The sequence below is a fragment of the Terriglobia bacterium genome (assembly GCA_020072645.1).
GTDB lineage: Bacteria > Acidobacteriota > Terriglobia > Terriglobales > Acidobacteriaceae > Angelobacter.
In genome coordinates this window covers 315,029-334,117 of record JAIQGK010000003.1, presented here as the reverse complement: position 1 = coordinate 334,117, position 19,089 = coordinate 315,029, and the positions used below count along the sequence as shown (strand labels likewise).

The following is a 19,089-nucleotide window of genomic DNA, read 5'->3' as shown; positions in this document are numbered from 1 at the left end:
CTTTCAACTCGCGAATCTGCCTCCAGACGCAACCAAAGGGGAATGAGCCTAGCCGGACCAAGAGAGGATATTAATGAAAACGAAACTGCTACACGATAAAGATGGACTGAAAACATTCGCAATTTGTGTTCGATAAGAATGACGAAGTCATGAAGCAGCTGGTGGAATTCGCCAATAGCAATCGGTTTGCGGACGCTCAACTAACGGCTATTGGCGCCTTCAGTGAACTTAAATTAGGATTCTTCGACCGCCAGCAGAAGGCCTACAAGACGATCCGCGTCAACGAACAGGTTGAGGTGCTTTCGTTCAGCGGCAACATTGTGCAGAAAGATGGTAAGCCAACTTTGCATGCACACGTGGTCGTCGGCAAGTCAGATGGGACCGCACACGGAGGGCATTTCCTTGAAGGCCGAGTCTGGCCGACGCTGGAAATGATTGTGTCCGAAATGCCAGCTCATCTTCGAAGTAGCCACGATGAGGAGAGCGGACTGGCGCTCATTAATCTCGCCGCCTGATCAGGTCGAATAGTATTTTGTTTGGAGCCCGTCAACAGGGAGAGTGACCGTCGCGAAAGCGCTCTGTCTTAGATGGACAAAAGGCGACACCCTGATGGAGCACGAGGAGCACACGCACATGAAGCCAAAGAATACGATTTGCCTCTGGTTCGACAAGGAAGCGCACGAGGCGGCGCGCTTCTACGCTGCCACTTTTCCGGACAGCAAAGTAACCGCTGTTCACGAAGCGCCCGATGACTATCCTGGCGGCAGGAAGGGCGATGTGCTGACGGTGGAGTTCACCGTTCTGGGCATTCCCTGTCTCGGCCTCAACGGTGGCCCGGTGTTCAGGCACACCGAGGCCTTTTCCTTCCAGATCGCAACGGAGAATCAAGAAGAGACGGACCGTTACTGGAACGCGATCGTCGGCAATGGCGGGGCGGAAAGCGAGTGCGGCTGGTGCAAGGATCGCTGGGGCCTCTCCTGGCAGATTACCTCGCGTGCGCTAACCGATGCGCTTGCGGCTGGTGGCGGTGAAGCAAAGCGCGCCTTCGCGGCAATGATGACGATGAAGAAGATCGACATCGCCACCATCGAGGCAGCGCGGCGAGGCTGACGTGAACACGCCGGCACGCGCTTATTCATCCTGGATCACGAGCCATCCAGAAATTAACTCGAATCGCCGACGATCCGATAACCTAAGAGAACCGCGTGTCGGCATAAAACAGCACGGCAATCATGGGATATGCTACGCAAGAATTAGATCGCCGAAGGGGGGATCAATGAAGCGCACGTGGACCATCATAGGGGTAGGCGACGTGCCGCGGAGCTTCAAATGGTATCAGGCGTTGTTCGGTCAGCCGGTTACTCTTCCTGCCCACGATTACTTTGGCCAAATCCTCGATTCAGATGGGACTGTCTTGCTCTGCCTCCACGAGTGGGGCGCGCACGAGCATCCCTCATTGATGAGCCCCGATCACGGTTCAGCCGGCAACGGGCTCCTGTTGTTCTTCCGTGTCGATGATTTCGATGTGGCTCTTCAGAGGGCACGCTCTCTCGTCGCCCGGCTCGAAGAGGAGCCACACGAAAATCCGAACACTCAAACGAAGGAGTTCTCGCTCCGAGATCCGGACGGATATTACCTTACGATCAGTGCGCTCTCTGCGGGCTAACAAGGCGCTGCTGCTGCCGAGCGCTGGCCGGGACTGTAGACGGACGACCTCCACCGATACGTACAGGGACAGAGAAAACTTGTGAGAATCGCGAGCTTCAACATTAACAACATCAACAAGCGGCTTGATAACCTCTTGGCTTGGTTAGCCAAAGCTGAGCCGGACGTGGTCAGTCTCCAAGAGCTCAAGACGGAGCAGGGCGCTTTTCCCGTGAAGGCCCTTCGAACTATCGGGTACGAAGCGGTCTGGCAAGGAGAGCGTTCCTGGAACGGTGTGGCCATTCTCGCGCGAAACCATCTTCCCGTGCTAACCTGCGCAAGCTTGCCGGGAGATCCTGAAGATCACCAAGCCCGCTACATCGAAGCGGCTGTTCAGGGAGTCCTGATCACTTCCATCTACCTCCCCAACGGGAATCCGCAGCCTGGACCGAAATTCAAATACAAGTTGGCCTGGTTTGAGCGCCTCATCGCCCGTGCTGAGGAACTCATTGCGAGCGGCGCTCCCGTGGTGCTGGCCGGTGACTACAACGTCGTGCCGACAGCGCAGGACATCTATCCGACTCGATCGCTGGATAACAACGCGTTGATCCAACCCGAAAGCCGCCAAGCCTTCGCGCGTTTGCTGGCTCAAGGCTGGACGGACGCGATGCGGAGGCTACATCCGGACGGGCCGCTCTGGACTTTCTGGGATTACAAATACGAACGGTGGCTGAAGGACAAAGGCATGCGACTCGATCACTTTCTGCTCTCGCCGAAGTTGTCGGACCGCCTCGCGGACGGTGGTGTAGACCGATGGGCGCGTGGCCAGATAAATGCCAGCGACCATGCGCCAACGTGGATATCGCTCGATCTTTAGACTAGGCGATGCCAGGACACGATTCTCAGGCATCGTTGCAGGATTAGCTGATGAAAAGAGTAGGTAAACAGCTGGGAAGATAGCTTACCTTTCCGGGAAAGAGACAAATTCCCAAGGAGACAATTCCTATGAAACTGACAAGGCTCGGCCATTCCGCATCTCGCATCGAGGCAGGTGCCGCCGAGATTTTGATCGATACGTTTCTGTTCGATCATCCGTCTTGGGACAAAGGGTGGAGCGGCTACCTTGCAGGCAAGAACTCGACACAGGGAGGTGACCGATGAAGGCGGTTGTGGTGACGGATCAGGCTGCGGGAACGGCCGGGGTAAAGCTGGTGGATCGGCCCGAGCCGCAGGCGGCGATAAACGACGTCGTTGTTCAGATTCATGCGTCGGGATTCACCGGGGATGAGCTGACGTGGCCCTCGACCTGGACCGATCGCGTCGGCCGTGACCGGACGCCTTCAATCCCCGGACACGAACTGGCCGGAGTGGTCACCGCTCTCGGCTATGGCACGACGGGGCTGTCGATTGGACAGCGGGTGTTCGGCCTCACGGACTGGTATCGCGACGGCACGCTGGCGGAGTATGTGGCCGTCGAGGCACGCAACCTCTCACCGCTGCCGGGCGACGTTGACTTCTCCGTGGGTGCGGCCCTCGTGATGCCGGGCCTGACCGCGTGGCAGGGGCTGTTCGAGCACGGCCGCCTTCACGCGGGGAAAAGTGTCCTCGTCCACGGTGCGGCCGGCATAGTCGGTTCGATGGCGAGCCAGCTCGCACGTCAGGCTGGCGCGTACGTCATCGGCACCGGGCGCGCTGCCGGCCGTCAGACGGCTCTCGACTTCGGCGCACAGGAGTTCGTCGACCTCGATAACGAAGCCCTGGAAGAAGTCGGCGCAGTCGATCTGGTTTTCGATGTCATCGGCGGCGACATCGGGAAGCGGTCTGCGGGACTGATTCGCGCCGGAGGAACGCTGGTGACCGTCACCGGCCCGACCGAGGCGCGGCCCTCTGGTGGCCTGACTATTGACTTCGTCGTCGTACCCGATCGTGCCCAATTGAGTGAGGTCGTCCAGCGGGTGCGGGATGGTCGACTGCGGACGAACATCGGCAACGTCTCGACTCTCGACGATGCCGTCGCCGCCTTCAACCCGACCGAGCGACGCAAGGGAAAGACGATCATCCGCGTTCATCCGTGAGGATTGCCTAACGCCCACGAAGGTGCAATTGACGCGCCGAAAGGGAGACTTTAGATGTCGAACACGATTACGCCGGCCAGCCCGGGGATCTCGGCGTAATCAAATGTCTGACGAATATCCCGTCCGGCACAGAGCCCATCACGCTGCGCGCTTGAGACCGCGAGGAGACCGAGAGGCTCGTATGGTTAGGGGAGCCATTCTTCCATTCGCAAGACTCACAAATCCGCCGTGATGTGTGAGCTCACCATACCGAAAGAGACGCGCAAGCATCGCCAGAGAGTGGTAGGCGAGGGTTTGATTGATGAAAGGTTCCTGCCGCTCAAGCGCCTCGGCCGCGCTACAGGCGGGCAGCTTGTCTTTTTTGTCGAGCTTGGGATCAATGATTTCGGGAAATAATTCGCCCACAGTGGGCAAGCGCACATCCACCTTCTTGTTTCTTGCGTTCTCCGGTTGCCCGAGAACAAACTGTCCACAATCCGCATTGTTCCCTAAATCAAGCCAATAACAACAATTCCAGTACGCGCTCGTCGACGTAAGGATGCGGCGCGATTTTCGCGAGTCAACACAACCGATCAAGATGTCGGTCTCTTCGCGCCAGCCCTCATCGAGGAATTCCGGGACACCTTTCCATCCCAATCCCCAAAACAAATTGAGCCGCGTCGCCAGCACGGTTGCCTTATGCAGGCCGATCTCGCTTTCGCTGAATGGTTGACGAATACAGTTCGTCCGCGAGATGCGGTCCCCGTCGACGAACGTTACGTCCAGTCCGTATGGGTGGCCCCACGCCAGCATGGCCTGATGCAGGTAAGGCAAGCCGGCGGCGATCGTGCTTCCTGTGCCGCCGCAGCCGACCACAGTCACGCGCACCTTCTTGTCAAGGAGCGCTTCAGGAATGCGGTGCTCAGTCAATGGCGTTTGCGTTTCGGTATCGGTGGTCATGGTGGCTCACGAACTCCGGTAGGGTTTGCTTTGCCTTAACGAGATAGCGGATAGGAAACCGGTCCTTGCCCATGGCGTACTGCCAGAGTCCTAGTAACCCGCCGCGATAGCTGGTGTGCTTCACCGTTCCCGCTGCATGCGTAAACTCGCTTTGAAAGAAGCCGAGTTCCCAGGCATCGATTGCCGCAATCGATTTCTCACGGGGAATTCTCATTGAGCCGGTACAAACAGCACCGTTGTCATAACAGTTCCAGTAGGGAGCGATGTACAGCAGGCTCTCTGCGTTGGGCCGTTCATTCACAGCCAGCGCACGAATCGATAAGTGCGAGCCTGAAGCTTTGAAAAGGAGCGGCGGATGGGGGTACCTTTTACCGTTCAGCTTTTGCAACGTGGCATCGGCGCCGCGGTCGCTGAAGAACATCGTCCGCTGCCGGGATGGAGCCCACCACACGATCGTGTCGGCCGTGCGCACGATCACTCGTTCCGGCAGGATCTCAATGGGTGCCGACCCGCCAAGACCCGTCATCAGGTCAGCCAGCATTTGCGGGGTAACGAGTTGACCTTCTCCCAGAGTCGCTTCCTCGTTCTCGTGAGTGACTTCATGCAACGTGACAAACGGATGTCGATGAGGAAAGCCGTTATAACTACTCGTCCCGTATACCAGCAGGACGCGGCTCAGCCTGAAGTCCTGACTGGAGCCGATGCTGACGGAGGTGTTCATCGTAAAGCTCCCTGGCAATGTCAACAATTTGTGCCGCGGAGGCTAAAGAACGGAGCATAGCGCCCGCATAATCGAAGACTCGTTTGATTTCACCGTCCAGCTCTTGCGCCGGTTGCTCAAGTTGGATCGTCAGCACAATTGGCGGTTCCAGCGGGGCGTCTTGGCCGAGGCCCTGCATTTGTTCCTCGAAACAGGCATTAATTTCGTCGTCCTCGTGCCAGCTGATCAGGCACCCAGGACCGCAGCTATCGGCGTCGTTCAGAAAATCGCCTAGTGCCGGGATTTGCTCTGCGAGTCTGCCCGCCCACGCATGCTCGCGTCCCTGTCCGTGAGTATCCATTTCCAATACATGCCTAACCAGCTGTCGGGTAACCGAGCTTCGCACCGACGGTTCCATTTGCTGTAGAAACTTGCGGGCCTTGCGCTCTCCGATTTTCGAGTATTTCTGCAAGCAGGGCGGAATGTTCTGCTTTACTCTCGGATACACCGACTCCGCTTCACTTTCTTCATCCAGGTCTTCGATCCACATCTCCGCGTGCTCAAGCGCGTCGCTGTAATCGAAGACACGCATCCATTTCCAGAGATTATGGACAAGGATTTTGTAAAAGGCCGCAGGAAGCAATTCATGTTCGGATTCCAAATGAGTAAGAGCTGCGCCGATTGGAATCGAGGCTGCGGCGTCGTACTCGCCAACCAGGTAAAGCATCATCGTGGGACTTTCTATTTCAGATGAATTGCGTTCCTGTTCCGTCATCTCAAAGGGATGATCCATGATGCGGAGAAATCCGCTCCAGACTTTCTTCGCCTCGTCCGCTCCATTGTGTTTGCAGAATCGACGGAAACCGCGCTCCACAAAATCTACGGCGCTGCCCGACCAATCTTCAGTCCGGCATATTCCAAGTCGCAGCAAACTCTTACCCAGATGGGCTGCGGGTTCCTCGTCCCAGCGGGAGCAATAACGCGAACGTAGCCCATTCAGGTGTGGAACGGTTACGGATAGTGGAAGGCCGATTAGACGAGGAGAGGAATGACAGCTCCGGCTGGCGGCAGGCAGCGTTCGTCTCCGGCTTCCTCGCCGCTGTACCTCAGGCTGTCGCAAATCTTTCCGAGCAGTTCGCCGGCCTGGAATGCTTCGGGACATTTTCTTAATTGCTCCTGGATCGGGTTTTCCTGACGCATGGCCCCTTGCGCGACTAGGTCCAACTCACGCATAACCCTTTCGGCCTTGGTCGCTCTGATAAGGCACTCGGCAAATTGTTTGGCCGCAGGGTAAGTCTTGCGTGTCTTCTGCTGGGTCATCCTTTCGCACCTATCGCGCGCACGAATTTGTATTCCATCGCGCCATTGACGGGAGTTGGACCCTCGACGGCGGCTGTCGCCAGCTCGGGATAGGTGTTTACATACATATCGCGCACCTGCTCCACTGTGAAATCTGGATTGGGGTCGGGCAGTTTCACGCCATTAAATACAAACAGGCGTTCAAGTCTTTCAATTATCACGGCCATTGTTCACTCACCTCATAGATTGGACTCAATTGACGAAATTTCTCAGTCTAGCTCTCGCTCTCTGCGGCGATCCCGCCGCTAACACTCTTCATTCGGCGGGGTAGGAAAATAAGGGGATTTACAATGCTCCGGAGAATTACTCCGTTGCGAACAATTTGGGGGTCAAAAACTCACAGATAAGCCTTGAGAGGATTTGATTCAAGGCTTGTGGCATGGCGGAAACCTTCGGGTCCAGCGTCATGCGTTTGCGCCTTTCGCTGAGATCATGCCAGCCGCTTTGCCGGCGATTCTAAACTTCGATCCCGGCTTTGCTACGTGGGTTAACATCGAACTGTATGCTCGTAACCCACCTCAACAACCGCGAACATTTGCTTCTCCATCAAACGGCGATTCCCGCAATCGGGGGCCATTCTCTTCACTTGGGAATACCTCGTGAAGCTTTCGTCAAAGATTTCTTGGAAGATCATTTACCCTCCGATCTCGCGATTGGGTCGGGAGAGATTATCGATCGGAACTCTGTACCTGGAGCGCCGCGCCATCAGCACGACATCATTCTTTACAGGAGAAATTTTCCCCGAGTCTACCTAGGCGGAGGCATCTCTGCATTCTTAAATGAGGCGGTGGTGGCGACCATTGAGGTGAAGTCCACTCTGGATCAGGATGGAATCACCCAAAGCGTCAGCGCAGCGAGGGCTGTGAAGGAGCTGATCCCGTCTCGACAAGGCTTGTTCCGCCCCATCGCCAACTACGTTGTGGCCTATGCCGGGCCGGCCAATATGTCGACGGCCTTCGGTTGGATCCGCAGCGCTTATGCGGCACGGCAGTTGTCAGACCCACAATTCGAGCCGGCGCAAGGGCCGAGAAACATGATCGCAAGCTCCGCGCTGGATGGTGTTTTTATCCTTGGAAAAGGGTCATGCCTTTTCGAAAATAATATTGGTTATCTTCACGACGGAGCTTACTACAACGGTGATCCCAATATGGCTTGGTCTGTATCGAGTTGCCAGGTAGGTAGCCTAGCTTTGTTTTTTGCGGCTTTACTCGGCTTGGTTTCGCGCAACGATCTGATCCCGTGGCCCTATTTCGCTTCGCATCCGTGGCCAAATCCGACATTTGATCGGATAGACACGCCTACTCCACCGCCGTCTACTTCGAGCTAAGGCTCGTATTGCTGCCTCGGTCAATAAACGAAATGTCGGCCAGCGTACCGGATCACATAATCGGATCGGGCAGGAAAATCGGACACTGGCGCGCTTCTCCGTAAATAGCTTTGCCGCCCGGCCCGTTACTCTTCGGGAATAACCCAAGTGCCCGATGCCGAAAGTGGATTTGCCGTCGATCCTGAGAAATCTACAGAAGAAATATCCGCATCGGAGATACAGAACACGCGCGTCATCTTTGCAACCGCTGCTGGACTATCGAGGGCATGCAGCGCAGTGCTCCAGAGCTTATCCAGCAACTGAAATAGTTCTCGCAAAAGACGATCAAAGAGAGCCTTCGTGTCGATCAACTCTTCCTGTCTCAGTTGCTCCGCCTTGCGCCACGACGCCGCAACCCGTTCTAAAGGAGAGATCGGTGGGCGAGGATGCCACTTTGGCAGAAACACTTTCTTGACGTTGACGCCACGGCCTAAGACTGAGTTATGCAGCAACGCATCACGATACGCCTCGATTTCCTCAAAGGGTTTGAATCCCTTCGGAAAGTTCGCGACTTTGGGCTCGAATATCTGTCCGCCCCAGTCTTTTGCAAACTCGTTCAGCGCAAGAGAAAACCTCTTCAAATTGTCCCCTGCGGAATCGAGCAGGAAGAACACGTCTTCCGGATTCTCCATGGCATCCTCGTCGTTCGCGAGCCGTCTCACCGCCCGCCCGACGAAATAGAAGACCGAGTAGTGCGCCATCGCGATTCTTTCACACAGCGGGGATATCTCTTCTCGCAGTCGATTCCGCTCATTGCTTGCGATGGATATGCCCGGATCGACCCGCCGCGTCAGAGGCACGACCAGTCGCTGCCAGAGCTTCTCATATAAGGGAAAATCCTTCGACAAGAGGGGCCAGAGCTCCTTCTCGTGACGGTCGCCGTTTGAGAGCAGAGTGAACTGCGATAGCCGTTCGATTCCCATGCCTCTAGTATAGGTAATAAGAAGTCGGCTTATAGCAAGGTTTCGGGATTGCCTCTAAGTAAAGTGCTACACGGAACCGACACTCGTTCGCTGGGTCTTAGCCTTCGGGCTGTTCAGCATCCGTGCCGGGATGCGCCAATCTGCCATTAGCCAGGCTCGTGTCTGGCGGTTTGCTCGCGGGTGCGCACCAAAGGGGCAGGAGTTCGCCCGATTCTGATTTCTTTTCTTCGGTTTTGTCTGTGGTCGTTCCACCGACGCTTTTCGTCTTGGTCTTAGTCTTATCCCGCTCCTCGGCAGCCCTCACCGCCTCGGCGATTTGCTCTCGGGCCTCGTCAAGCGTGTGCTGCAGTCGCCCGTGAGACTCGACAAACTGGGTTAATGCCTGCGTCAGGCTCTGATCGATTTCCTCCGGTGTGCCAGTGAGCGAAAGCGGAGTTGTCAGGGCATTGATCGCCGACTCCGGCACCTTGGCGATCTTGTCCTTGCTGGAAGATCCGATCTTATCGTTGATTTTGCTGTCTTTCTCCAGCACCTGGGGAACGACGTTTACCCTGATTCGGCGTCCGCTCAGGGCGGCTACGGTGATTGACAGCGGTCGGTGTTCGATTAGTGGCATCAGTTCTCGAAACATAACTCTCCTTATAAATTTCGGAATTTGATTGAGAAGGGCGTCTCAATCATTCTTTAAAGTGTTAGGACCTGAAGATGTGACCCCGATGATTGCGGAGGCCTCAATGATCGGGGCCAGTGAACGTTAGGCCGGCAACTGGTTGAGGAATTCGCCCAGCTTGGCCGTCGCCTTGAATTGTGGGACCGGATCGAGCTTCTTGAAGGCGCTGGTGAACGCGTTGGAGAGACTCCACATCGTACGTGGCGAGAACTCCTCGTACTGCGGCTGGAAATACAGCCGATGGACCTCGGACAGCAGACTCCTTGGCGCGTCCAGCTTGCCGTCAATGAATGCGGCATAGAAGATCAACTTGGCCCGCTCATCGGTGAGCTGTGTTTGCCGCCAGTGTTCGACCTGACGCTGCATGGGTTCGAAGTTCCTCTGAATCCTATCCACGCCCACGGCAAGGGTATCAATCAGATTGAAGCTCTTGCTGTGCTTGGCCAGCACCGGTGTAAAGTCGCCGCTGAACGCCATATTGGAGCAGACGAAAACGCGCAGGCCCGCGGTCAATCCAAGGCGCAATGATTTGTCGTGTGAGTTGCGGATGCCGATTGCGAAACGGCAGCCATCCATTTGGGTCTCAAGATCGAGAACTCCAAACATCTTCATGCCGTCATTAGAAGCGGCATATTCTTCGTTCACCACGGCGATGTGGCGAAAGCTCAAGGTTTCAACCAGCGCCTCAACGATCTCATGATGAGGGACCGGCCTGTGGGTTGCGGTTGCGAGTGGAACTGGGATTTGCGCCAACTCCGTCCGCCCAATTTTGGACAGCGGGCCGGCGACAAGCGTGCCAGTGTTCATAATTTCCTATTTCCTTTCTTTATGTGGGGTGAATTGAACTACAACAGGCGGTGCGCTATCGGGATGCGCATGAACTTGCTAATTCCAGCCAAAGAGCGACGGCTGCTCGGGAAGCTTCTCGTGTGAGCGCCGCCGACTAGACTTCAGCGACTCCGGCCGTTGGCCGAACACGAGAACGGGTTGCATATTGACAGCGGATGCGATGAGACTCTGTGGGCCATCCATTTCGACCGGCAATTGTTCTGCCGCCGCAATCTCGATTGTCTGGATGCCGGCAGCGAACAGTTTTTCGTGCTCTTGATGAAGCGTCTTCCAAATTGCATCCGCTGAGTCGCCAATGCCATTCTTCTCAACCAACTCGCGAGCCATGGCCGCAAGCATGTCGTCATCGTCGTCGATACTCTGCAAGCCTTCTCCGGCAAACTTGCCTTCCATGGTGAGGGCGACCAGCAGTTTCTTGCCCATGAGACGCAGGCACGAGGTTTGCATCGTGCTTTCGTAGCACATGAACTTCACGCGCACGCGCCGCTTTTGCCCAATTCGCCAGGAGCGCCGCGCGGCTTGCCGGAGGGTATGTAATGAGTAACCGGATTCGTAGAAAAGAATGGTAGGAAAGTCGAGCAGGTCCAGGCCGGTTTCGACGAGCTTCGGATGCGCGATCACCACCTGAACGCCTTCTTTTACCTTCTTGGCGTACCAGGCCTCGCGCTTATCGGTGGGCACGTTTCGCCGGAGCACAGCGGTGCGAATGCCTTCCCGCGTAAGAATCTGTTCCAGCCGCGCCGTCACATCCCGTTTTTGGGTGTAGACGGCGTAAACCTGGCAGCGTCTGCCCTCGGCCAGTTCGCTCTTAATCTCCTCCATCAGCCGCCGCTCTTTGGCGTACAGCGTGTCTTGTGGCAAGTCCTGCGTCTCCGCAATGACAAATTTGACCTTGCGCCCAAGCTCAGGATCGAACTCTGTGCCGTAAAGCGTACCGAGGCCATAAGGATGATCGGGATATAGCAACAACGCATTCAGCATGTTGCTGAGAACGGAGCGATTGCCTTTGTGCTCCTTCAGGGCTGCGCGGATATCTTCTTCGAGTGCCTCATAAGCAATGCGCATGCGTTCGTCCATCGGCATGCTGACGAAGGACTCTTCGTATGGAGGCAGCTCGGCCGAAATGTCCTCCAGGAACACGAAGGCGCACAGCTGCATGAGGAACTCGCCAAACAGAAGCGGCGATGCGCCGGGCTTGCGGCGAACAGTGACCGTTGTCTTTGCTTTGGAACAAGCGTTGTCGGCTGGGTCGATGCGCGTGACAGTTTCCAGGACACCGTAGTCCTGAATGAATCCCGTTCGTCCGGTAGATCCCCATTCATATCCGCGCTCCTTCATCTTACAGGCTTCGAGACGGTAGAGCGTGTTGAACAAGTCATCGGCGTAGCCGCCGAGTAGAGTCCCGGTCAGTCCGACAATCTTGTTGGTGCAGGAAGCAAGAGTGCCCAGCGCGTTCCCCTGAGCTGTGTCACCGGCAAGCTGATGGATCTCGTCGCAGATGGCGTAGTCGAACCAGCGCCGCATATGGCGCCCGATGAACTCTACTGGCGCCATGCGGCGGATTTTGTCTTTGTCCGCTTGCCACAATGCGCTGTGAAAAGTACGGCAACCCTTGTCGCCGCGCGTCTCAATTGTTTCCGCAAGCTTGACCTGCTTGAAATCCGCAGAGGTGAGGCGTTGCTCAGCCATGATTACGGGCTTCCCCGTTTCCGGGTTGATGAGACATCCTGCGTTCGGACCAGAACGCGCAAAGACATAGGAGTGCCGCCAGAAGTAGCCGAGCTTGGCCTTCTCGCGACCGACAATAAACAATGCTGGCCGGTCGCACAGCGCAAACCAGCGTTCCCGCGCACTGCGATGCTGCTTCCGTAAGCGCAGATCGCTCAAGGTGGTGCGCAGGCCCTCACGCACAATCTCGCCACGCCTCAGCCGCACTTCATTGACCCCGTGTGGCGCTCTCTCGTCGCCGCCGTTCCGCATGTCGTCAATCAGGAAGACACGGAGTCCAGGGACGGTAAGCAAGGCCTCGCGCGCCCATTTCGCCACCAGATGCGGTGGGACCATGGCCAACGCGGTATACGGCTTCCCCTGGCTGTGCACGTGGATGGCGCTAAGGGATATCAGCGTTTTGCCGGTGCCGCACTCGGCCACGATGAGCGCCGTGCGAAACTGCTCCCATCTTTTGGCCACGGACATGATGGCAATGTTTTGCGCGGGAAACGGCCGTCGCAGAAGTGTGTCGAGTCGTGGTGAAACCGGATCTTCGAAACTCTGGAGCGCGGGAAATTCTTCCAGGATTCGTTCGCCGAGTTGGGTCGAGAACTCCCGCATGTACGAGTAAATGGTTTCCAGTTCGGCCACGAAAGACCTCTCGATTACGGAATTAGTTTGTTTTGGGGGATTGTTTGGCCGTTACTCAAATCGGCTAGAGGCGTGGCCAAACAAGCAGAATGAAAGTTCCAGCAAGGCAACGGGTTTCGATTGCGAGATGCTTTGCATCCAGACCTCGCGTCCGCACACCGGCATCGATAACTACCGGCCGCAGGAGGGAGATAAATCCAGGCACTGGTGAGGCCCAGTCCGAGTTCGGGGAGCCCGCGCGCAGAAACCGGTATTCAATGGGAGGTTCAACGAACTCGTAGCCCTGAATTTCGCCGTCTCGATCAAGGTCAATTGTCGAACCATAGGCACCCTTAAACGTCAGGATCATGGCCGGATCGCTTTTCCGTTGGGACCATAGAAGTCGCGCCCTTTGCGCCAATGCTGGTTCATGGAAACCTCCGTGAGAAGCGATTGCAGAGCAAGCCCGCGCTAGGTGGCAACCTCCTGCCCCTCACCTGTCTGGTAGTTGAAGATTCCCGCAAGACTCACGCGCGGCCACTCAACACGCCCGGCATTCGCAGGAAATGGCAGAATTCCGCGCTGTACTCCGTCGCCGAGCCATTTCAGGAATTGCTTTTTGTCTCCTTTGGCCATCACTGGATCGCAGCCGATCCCGAGCAGCGGGATGATCGCCTTGTGTTTCTCCAGTTGCCGATAGAACCAATCCGCCCACTCCGGCATTCCCGGAAGTCCGTAAATTTGGGCTATGGATGCCCACACAAATTCAGGTCGCGAGTGCGCCAGAATCGTACGGCCCGTGCTGCCAGTGTTGTTTATCAGGTCCTCGGAGATTCCGATTACGTGGCGAAGCGGCTTTTTCCTATCAGAAAGTTGCAGCGAAGCCCGGCTCGTCTGTGCATTGCGACCCAGAGAGACATGGATAGGTTCGAGACCTGGGCCTTCGATCTGGAAGTTCTCATCCATCGAAATGGCGGCATTGACGGCTGCAATCTGAGTATCTCCGCCAATCACGGAAATCAGGTGGGCCTTACCGCGTCGCGGCGCTTCGGGCAAGACCTCGCCGATAAAGCGGTCCAACCTCAATTTAAATGTCGTAGTGGTTTTGTCCGTGCGCTTGTAATAAGTCAGCCAGCCAAAGCGAAGGTGCGCGTTCTTCATGCTTCATGCGCCTTTTCGTGAGTAAGAAATTGTGTCTTTCCATCGGAGAAGATCAGGGTCAGCTCGTGAGAGAAGCGTTCGCGATCGTGGAGGATGGTTGCGTCTCCGTCTTCTTCTTCCCAGTGATCGACAAATTTCACCGAACGCCAGAAGGCAATATGCCGTTGTTCGTCTTCTCCGAATACGCCATTGAGCAAACCAGCGGTGCAAAGCAGTCCGACATGGCCGCCGTGGAGCGGAGTGAGCGGCCTTCCGCGCACATTCGATTGTTCATGAATCAAAACGCGTCTCGCTTGGCGGTACGCCGAAGATCGCAGAAGCAGATCCTCGACTTCATCCAGGGGAAGGCCAGCATTGGAGAAAACTGCCGGGCCGGATTGTGGGACTGGATAACATGTCTCAGGGGTTTCGCGCAATGCCGGGAACTCGTCTTGGACAGCGAGCCCTTCCAGATAGCGCTGCGCTTCGAGCAGGACCGAATCTCGCGGGCGTTCTGTCCGCTTTCGCCGGGCCGCCAGAACCGCGATTTGCTTGAAGCGCATACATTCGGGCGATGCAAGCCGGTAAACGCGTAAGTCTTTGAAGTGATCGGCCAAAAGACGAGCGCAAGGCTTGAGCCTCGCTTGTGGAATAACGAAGACGAGAATGCCGTCCGGTTTGAGCCAGCGATGAGTATGTTCAAGAAAGACGAATTCGAGCCGCTGGTTTCCGCTCTGGCCTGATTCCCAGTCGTAGGGTGGATTCAGATAAAGGAGGGACACCGACTCTACCGGACAGCGCACGTCCATCGTGTTCGCTTGCAGCACGTCTATCCCTAGCGCCCTGGCCTGTTCCGTGCGGTGTGCGTCGATTTCTATGCCGTAGCGCCTTGCCGGCGAACTCTCAAGTAAAGCAGCAAACGCCGCACCATCTCCAACACAGGGATCGAGCGCGGAGCATTCACTTCCGAAGGACAGGTAATTCTTCAGCCGCTTGGCCTCGGGGATAGGAAGGGGGAAGAAGCCTAGTTTGGTCTTTCCGTGAACGTGCATGTCGAATTTCTCCCAAGATGGCGAGGAGCCTGGAGCGGCGACTACTCGTAGATGAGTTCGCCAAACAAGCAGCACTGGAGGAGCACATTGGCGGTAATCGCATCGGTGTCTTCGTTGACCAGGTCTGCGAAGTGTCTCGGATATTTCGTTGCGAGGTCTTCAAGACCTCGTCTGATTGACTTTAGGTCGAGGCGGAATACATCAGAACTGGGCTCGGTGCTCACGATGCCAATTGAACCACCCTCATTCAAAGGGTAATCAACCATGCGGAGAGCCAGGTGCTCAATCGAGCGAAACCTGAGCGTCGGCGGCTCGATAACCTCGACAACTCTGAACCAGGTAATTTGGCTGCCAAAAGCGCGCCACAGCGCTCCGGCAACCTGCCGACGGCTGACTTTGAATGTGGCATTCACGATGAAGTCCATTGAGTCCGGCTCCGCGCCTGATTGGGCGGGAACAGCCTCCTGGAGTTGTGCGATGACCTCGTGCAGCATCGCCGCATGGTCTTCATTGCCATATGTATCGAGCGCAAGAGAAAGTGACTGCAAGATCGTCAGGCAGCGCTGTACGGTTGCAGACAGAGAGGGAGATTCAGCAGATTGCGGTTCGTTGGCCATGGATCGACTCCCGCAGAATGAGGGCATGGGCGCACCAGTCCGAGCGGACTGAAGGGGTCTATAAAGAGCTCGCAGTGAGAGAAATGATCGTCGGCTGCGCGATCAGGGTTCGTTTCCGCCCTGCCCGCCGGAACTCACTCATCACACTTGCGGCAAGACAGGCGCTTGCGAATGAATTAGCTCCGCATTCCAGACATGAGCTGTCGACCGAGTGAATCGGATTTCAACGACGCCAAGCTGCTCGGCGAGACGGTCGGCTTCCCATTCAATCGCTGTGCGCAGAATTGCCATCAGCGTGGCCTTGGGACCGCGAAAATACGCGTTGACCCGGCGTTCTATGTGCTCGTCGTAAGCGTCCTTCTGGGTCTGCCAGCTATCCGACTCACCCCAATCATCGGAAGCACAGAATGCCGCGCACACCAGGAAATCGGTCACGGAGAATGGCCCGGCTAAATCGTCGTTGTCCCATGGGCTCTGTTTCACCGCAACGAAACTGCATCCATCCGACTGATCGACATGAATTAGGGCTGGTAGGCGAAGCTGGCGAGAGGAACTGCCGGCTTCTTCGAGAGTGATCTCTATCTCAATTGCTTGCGGCCGGTTTTCTTCAGGTTTGGTCCATTCTTCATGGGGGATGCCGTCGAGAAAGACAGCGCTATCGACAATTTGGGGCAGGCGGTCGTGCCAGGAATAGCCAATAAACTGTGCTTCCTCTTTATATAGGTTCCCCGCGAGGGACGCTCCGGAATTTAAAGCGCCTTCGATCGTGTGTTCATTGGGCACATTCGCTGTGACGAGAATGACATCATCGCAACTGGCCAAAAGCCGATGTTCCGGATAGCCAAACAATGGTTCGACGCCATCATCCAGCGGCATAGCGTGCCAGGTGTAAAGCAAGCAAGAGGCCTCCGGCAATGAGACCCCAAGTTCTTTCGCCTCTTTCCAATTGCAAAAAGGCAACGCATGCCGCTCCTGCTTTTGAAGGAAACGATAGGCTGCTGCGCGCGCTTTGCTCAAGAATGATGTCAGGAATTCATCTTCAATGATGGCCCGGCGGTCTGGCAGCTGGAGTTTGACCCGGCTTGCCTCCAGTACGGTGAAGCGCATATGGAGTGCAACGGGCGCGATGGTGCCAGGCGGAAGGAACCCCTGGATAGGTGTTACGGGATGATCGATGCGCGCTCCGTAGAAATTCCAGTTCGGATCGCGAAATGTGTTGTACCGGTGTGTAAAGTTGGTCGCAAATCCCACTTCGATGCCGTCGATGGTCTCACGATACAGAGCGCCATCGAGGAAATCGTGCTGCGGCAGCTCTCTATCAGCAATAAAGACAGCGACCGGACAGAATTCTGCGACATTCTCGAGGGCTGTTAGTAATGCGCCCTTCGTCGATTCACGTGTGAACCGAATCCGTGTTCCCTGGACATACTCGGAAGTTTGCTGGACCTGGGCGGCATCCTTTCCGAGAAAAACAGCTGGGGAAATTGTGACCGACTGGGTGCCGCTCTGGACATTAACTTCCGAGCGGCACAACGAGAAGAATCCCATTCCCGCGGGATCTTCTCTTGTTTGAGTCTCCTCGTTCCAGCCCGATCCCCCGAGACTTAGAAGGTTTTGGAAATCGTCGATACCGGTTCCGTTATCCTGGATTGTTACCTTGCAGAACCCAGGTTCGGCTCCGCTTTCCTCGAAAGAAATGTTCACTCTTGTGGCGCTCGCGCGGCGGGCGTTCTGCAGGAGTTCTATCCAGACTCCGGCATCGTCATTCCTGAACAGGCGATCGACCTTTTCGAGAATCCCTTCATGTACTTTGGCAATGATCAATTGGGGGCTTATGCTCACGTGTTTTCCTCCGGGACGGGAATTGTGGGTCTCAGTCGTTCCCAGCGAATGACAAACTTCCGGTGTGGCTGCCCGCCGTCATAAAGTTCGAAGATCAGACCGTCGGAAACATACAGCGCAACCGGCAACGGGATGACCGGAATACTGGAAGGCAGAGGGTCGCTTTGGCGGTTCTGTTCGCGCATAGGGCCTCCGGTTCTTGTCTTCGGAAATTGGAGTGCATTGTCAGCCGGCAGATGCGGCTCTCCACGGCACAATCGTGTAGCCTTCGTGGCGACGACGCTGCTCGCTCCACAAGCCATAAATCTTTCTGCCGTGCTGACAGATGTAGTCTTGTGCAACTCGAATACGATTGCCGTGCAAATACCTGGCAACGTCTTCCGGACTTGCACCCAGCCGGGCAAGGTCACAGGCGACGGTCAAACCAAAGTGGAGGTCGCCAAGTGGAATCAACGGCGTGAGAAGTACATCATTTTCGCCCTGAGTAACTTCGCGAACATTTGCGAGAACAATCCGTTTGAACGGATGGTCGCCGTATGAAGGGTTTGCCCTGATGAAGTCAATGTGGTGACAGTCGGGTTTGGGCGCCTTGGCAAATTTCCATGCGGGGCAGGAACAACCGTACGTCCCATCGTGCTTGAAGCTAACGGTCCAGGTGCCTCCGGCCGAAGCGGGCACACTCCATTTGCGAGTCCAGCCTTTCACGGATCACGCCTCGCTTGTTAATCTCGTCGAGCGGCATTCTGGGGTGGTAGCCGGTCGGTTAGCCTGTAGAGAGGTTTGATTGCGACAAACCCATTCGCTCGAGCTCCTCGTCCGTCACAATTCGTACTGCGGTAAATGAGCAGAACCCATTCATGGGGAATGGCTGCTCATCTTCAATGAGGTACCCGGCCTGCAAATGTTCCTGTTTCCGACGCTCAAATTGATTGGCCCGTGTCGTAATGCGGATTTTCTGGCTCATGGCTTTTTCCTGAAACTTGGGCGGAAGAGACAATTTCATTCCGCAGTGGGTGCAGTGTTGTCGGTTGCTGGCAGGATCAGTACTCGCTCGGGAGAAGAATCACGTTGTCAGTGAAATAGAACTTGATTTCAGCGAGGGGAAAGTCCGTGAACGGGATCGGCTTCGTATAAACGACATTGCCGTTACCATCATCACAAGTTAAAAGCCCTCGGCGATCATTGACAGTCAGCTTCCAAACTTGAAAGGGTTCAGCCTTAACGGCAGCGCTGAATTTTTGCGCTAATGCGATCTCATCCAGCAACCAGTACGCGCCGCCCTGATCGGCAACGTACTTCGCGCCATCCGTATACGTGATTGAACGAACCAGGCTATGCCGGTACCACTGCTCGGAGCCGATGAACTGGCCGAGATCTTCCGCGTTCAGATTGTTGATTGACATACGATGTCCTTGCGAATTCTTGGCAGGAAAGTTGTGAATGGGACCCGGGTGGGGATGTGCGGACCGTCCCGGCGGGCGCTTCGCCGCACATCCCTATTTCCCTTAGGCCAGCTCCTAGGTAAGTGGCCGAAAGGGAGACCGGCAAGAGTGCTACCGTCCACGGTGGGCGC

General features: G+C 56.0%; 23 protein-coding genes and 1 pseudogene. 7 read left to right on the top strand and 17 right to left on the bottom strand.

All coding sequences use genetic code 11. The features are described from left to right. Positions 1–73 precede the first annotated feature (73 nt). From LAO76_05035 to LAO76_05010, 6 genes and pseudogenes are all read left to right on the top strand, one after another. A pseudogene (locus tag LAO76_05035) lies at positions 74–515 on the top strand (DNA-binding protein). Positions 516–633: 118 nt separating this feature from the next. After that, the gene (locus LAO76_05030; protein MBZ5490280.1) at positions 634–1,110 is read left to right on the top strand and encodes a VOC family protein; all 477 of its coding nucleotides are present in this window, start codon (positions 634–636) and stop codon (positions 1,108–1,110) included. A gap of 166 nt (positions 1,111–1,276) precedes the next feature. Further along, the gene (locus tag LAO76_05025) at positions 1,277–1,666 is read left to right on the top strand and encodes a VOC family protein (protein MBZ5490279.1); all 390 of its coding nucleotides are present in this window, start codon (positions 1,277–1,279) and stop codon (positions 1,664–1,666) included. Between the two features lie 81 nt (positions 1,667–1,747). After that, positions 1,748–2,521: an exodeoxyribonuclease III gene (gene xth / locus LAO76_05020; GenBank protein ID MBZ5490278.1), complete on the top strand. Its 774-nt coding sequence runs from the start codon at positions 1,748–1,750 to the stop codon at positions 2,519–2,521. Between the two features lie 128 nt (positions 2,522–2,649). Next, complete coding sequence (locus LAO76_05015) at positions 2,650–2,805, top strand: hypothetical protein (protein ID MBZ5490277.1); 156 nt, start codon at positions 2,650–2,652, stop codon at positions 2,803–2,805. Continuing rightward, positions 2,802–3,719 (top strand): NADP-dependent oxidoreductase, encoded by a 918-nt coding sequence (locus LAO76_05010; protein MBZ5490276.1) that lies wholly within the window; start codon positions 2,802–2,804, stop codon positions 3,717–3,719. Before LAO76_05015 ends, LAO76_05010 begins: the two co-directional genes overlap by 4 nt. A gap of 138 nt (positions 3,720–3,857) precedes the next feature. On the opposite strand, the gene LAO76_05005 is transcribed toward LAO76_05010, so the two are convergent. From LAO76_05005 to LAO76_04985, 5 genes are all read right to left on the bottom strand, one after another. Further along, a complete protein-coding gene (locus tag LAO76_05005) occupies positions 3,858–4,658 on the bottom strand; it encodes a PRTRC system ThiF family protein (GenBank protein ID MBZ5490275.1) in 801 nt (266 codons plus the stop codon). Further along, the gene (locus tag LAO76_05000; GenBank protein ID MBZ5490274.1) at positions 4,621–5,379 is read right to left on the bottom strand and encodes a PRTRC system protein B; all 759 of its coding nucleotides are present in this window, start codon (positions 5,377–5,379) and stop codon (positions 4,621–4,623) included. Before LAO76_05000 ends, LAO76_05005 begins: the two co-directional genes overlap by 38 nt. Continuing rightward, positions 5,303–6,151, bottom strand: a complete 849-nt coding sequence (locus tag LAO76_04995) for a hypothetical protein (GenBank protein ID MBZ5490273.1) — start codon at positions 6,149–6,151, stop codon at positions 5,303–5,305. The genes LAO76_05000 and LAO76_04995 overlap by 77 nt, the downstream gene beginning before the upstream one ends. 239 nt (positions 6,152–6,390) lie before the next feature. After that, positions 6,391–6,678, bottom strand: coding sequence for a hypothetical protein (locus LAO76_04990; GenBank protein MBZ5490272.1), 288 nt, complete (start codon positions 6,676–6,678; stop codon positions 6,391–6,393). Next, on the bottom strand, positions 6,675–6,884 hold the full coding sequence (locus tag LAO76_04985) for a PRTRC system protein C (GenBank protein MBZ5490271.1): 210 nt from the start codon (positions 6,882–6,884) through the stop codon (positions 6,675–6,677). The genes LAO76_04990 and LAO76_04985 overlap by 4 nt, the downstream gene beginning before the upstream one ends. A 335-nt stretch (positions 6,885–7,219) precedes the next feature. Between LAO76_04985 and LAO76_04980 the strand changes: the two genes are divergently transcribed. Next, entirely contained in the window at positions 7,220–8,044 is an 825-nt protein-coding gene (locus LAO76_04980) for a hypothetical protein (GenBank protein ID MBZ5490270.1), read from the top strand. Between the two features lie 125 nt (positions 8,045–8,169). Here LAO76_04980 and LAO76_04975 read toward each other — a convergent pair whose 3' ends face one another. The 12 genes from LAO76_04975 to LAO76_04920 form a co-directional block, all read right to left on the bottom strand. After that, the gene (locus LAO76_04975; GenBank protein MBZ5490269.1) at positions 8,170–9,006 is read right to left on the bottom strand and encodes a hypothetical protein; all 837 of its coding nucleotides are present in this window, start codon (positions 9,004–9,006) and stop codon (positions 8,170–8,172) included. A gap of 97 nt (positions 9,007–9,103) precedes the next feature. Continuing rightward, the gene (locus tag LAO76_04970) at positions 9,104–9,637 is read right to left on the bottom strand and encodes a PRTRC system protein E (protein MBZ5490268.1); all 534 of its coding nucleotides are present in this window, start codon (positions 9,635–9,637) and stop codon (positions 9,104–9,106) included. Positions 9,638–9,760: 123 nt separating this feature from the next. After that, positions 9,761–10,483 carry a DUF945 domain-containing protein gene (locus LAO76_04965; protein ID MBZ5490267.1) on the bottom strand — a complete coding sequence of 241 codons (723 nt, stop codon included), beginning with the start codon at positions 10,481–10,483 and terminating at the stop codon, positions 9,761–9,763. 78 nt (positions 10,484–10,561) lie between these two features. Then, the gene (locus LAO76_04960; protein ID MBZ5490266.1) at positions 10,562–12,886 is read right to left on the bottom strand and encodes a hypothetical protein; all 2,325 of its coding nucleotides are present in this window, start codon (positions 12,884–12,886) and stop codon (positions 10,562–10,564) included. A gap of 450 nt (positions 12,887–13,336) precedes the next feature. Then, complete coding sequence (locus LAO76_04955; protein ID MBZ5490265.1) at positions 13,337–14,026, bottom strand: hypothetical protein; 690 nt, start codon at positions 14,024–14,026, stop codon at positions 13,337–13,339. After that, the gene (locus LAO76_04950; GenBank protein ID MBZ5490264.1) at positions 14,023–15,057 is read right to left on the bottom strand and encodes a class I SAM-dependent methyltransferase; all 1,035 of its coding nucleotides are present in this window, start codon (positions 15,055–15,057) and stop codon (positions 14,023–14,025) included. Before LAO76_04950 ends, LAO76_04955 begins: the two co-directional genes overlap by 4 nt. A gap of 41 nt (positions 15,058–15,098) precedes the next feature. Further along, positions 15,099–15,674 carry a hypothetical protein gene (locus tag LAO76_04945; protein MBZ5490263.1) on the bottom strand — a complete coding sequence of 192 codons (576 nt, stop codon included), beginning with the start codon at positions 15,672–15,674 and terminating at the stop codon, positions 15,099–15,101. A gap of 141 nt (positions 15,675–15,815) precedes the next feature. Further along, positions 15,816–17,516: an ATP-binding protein gene (locus LAO76_04940; protein MBZ5490262.1), complete on the bottom strand. Its 1,701-nt coding sequence runs from the start codon at positions 17,514–17,516 to the stop codon at positions 15,816–15,818. Then, the gene (locus LAO76_04935) at positions 17,513–17,701 is read right to left on the bottom strand and encodes a hypothetical protein (GenBank protein MBZ5490261.1); all 189 of its coding nucleotides are present in this window, start codon (positions 17,699–17,701) and stop codon (positions 17,513–17,515) included. Before LAO76_04935 ends, LAO76_04940 begins: the two co-directional genes overlap by 4 nt. Positions 17,702–17,741: 40 nt before the next feature. After that, on the bottom strand, positions 17,742–18,221 hold the full coding sequence (locus tag LAO76_04930) for a hypothetical protein (GenBank protein ID MBZ5490260.1): 480 nt from the start codon (positions 18,219–18,221) through the stop codon (positions 17,742–17,744). Positions 18,222–18,279: 58 nt separating this feature from the next. Continuing rightward, positions 18,280–18,480 (bottom strand): hypothetical protein, encoded by a 201-nt coding sequence (locus LAO76_04925; GenBank protein ID MBZ5490259.1) that lies wholly within the window; start codon positions 18,478–18,480, stop codon positions 18,280–18,282. 76 nt (positions 18,481–18,556) lie between these two features. Then, the gene (locus LAO76_04920) at positions 18,557–18,919 is read right to left on the bottom strand and encodes a hypothetical protein (GenBank protein MBZ5490258.1); all 363 of its coding nucleotides are present in this window, start codon (positions 18,917–18,919) and stop codon (positions 18,557–18,559) included. Between the last annotated feature and the right edge of the window lie 170 nt (positions 18,920–19,089).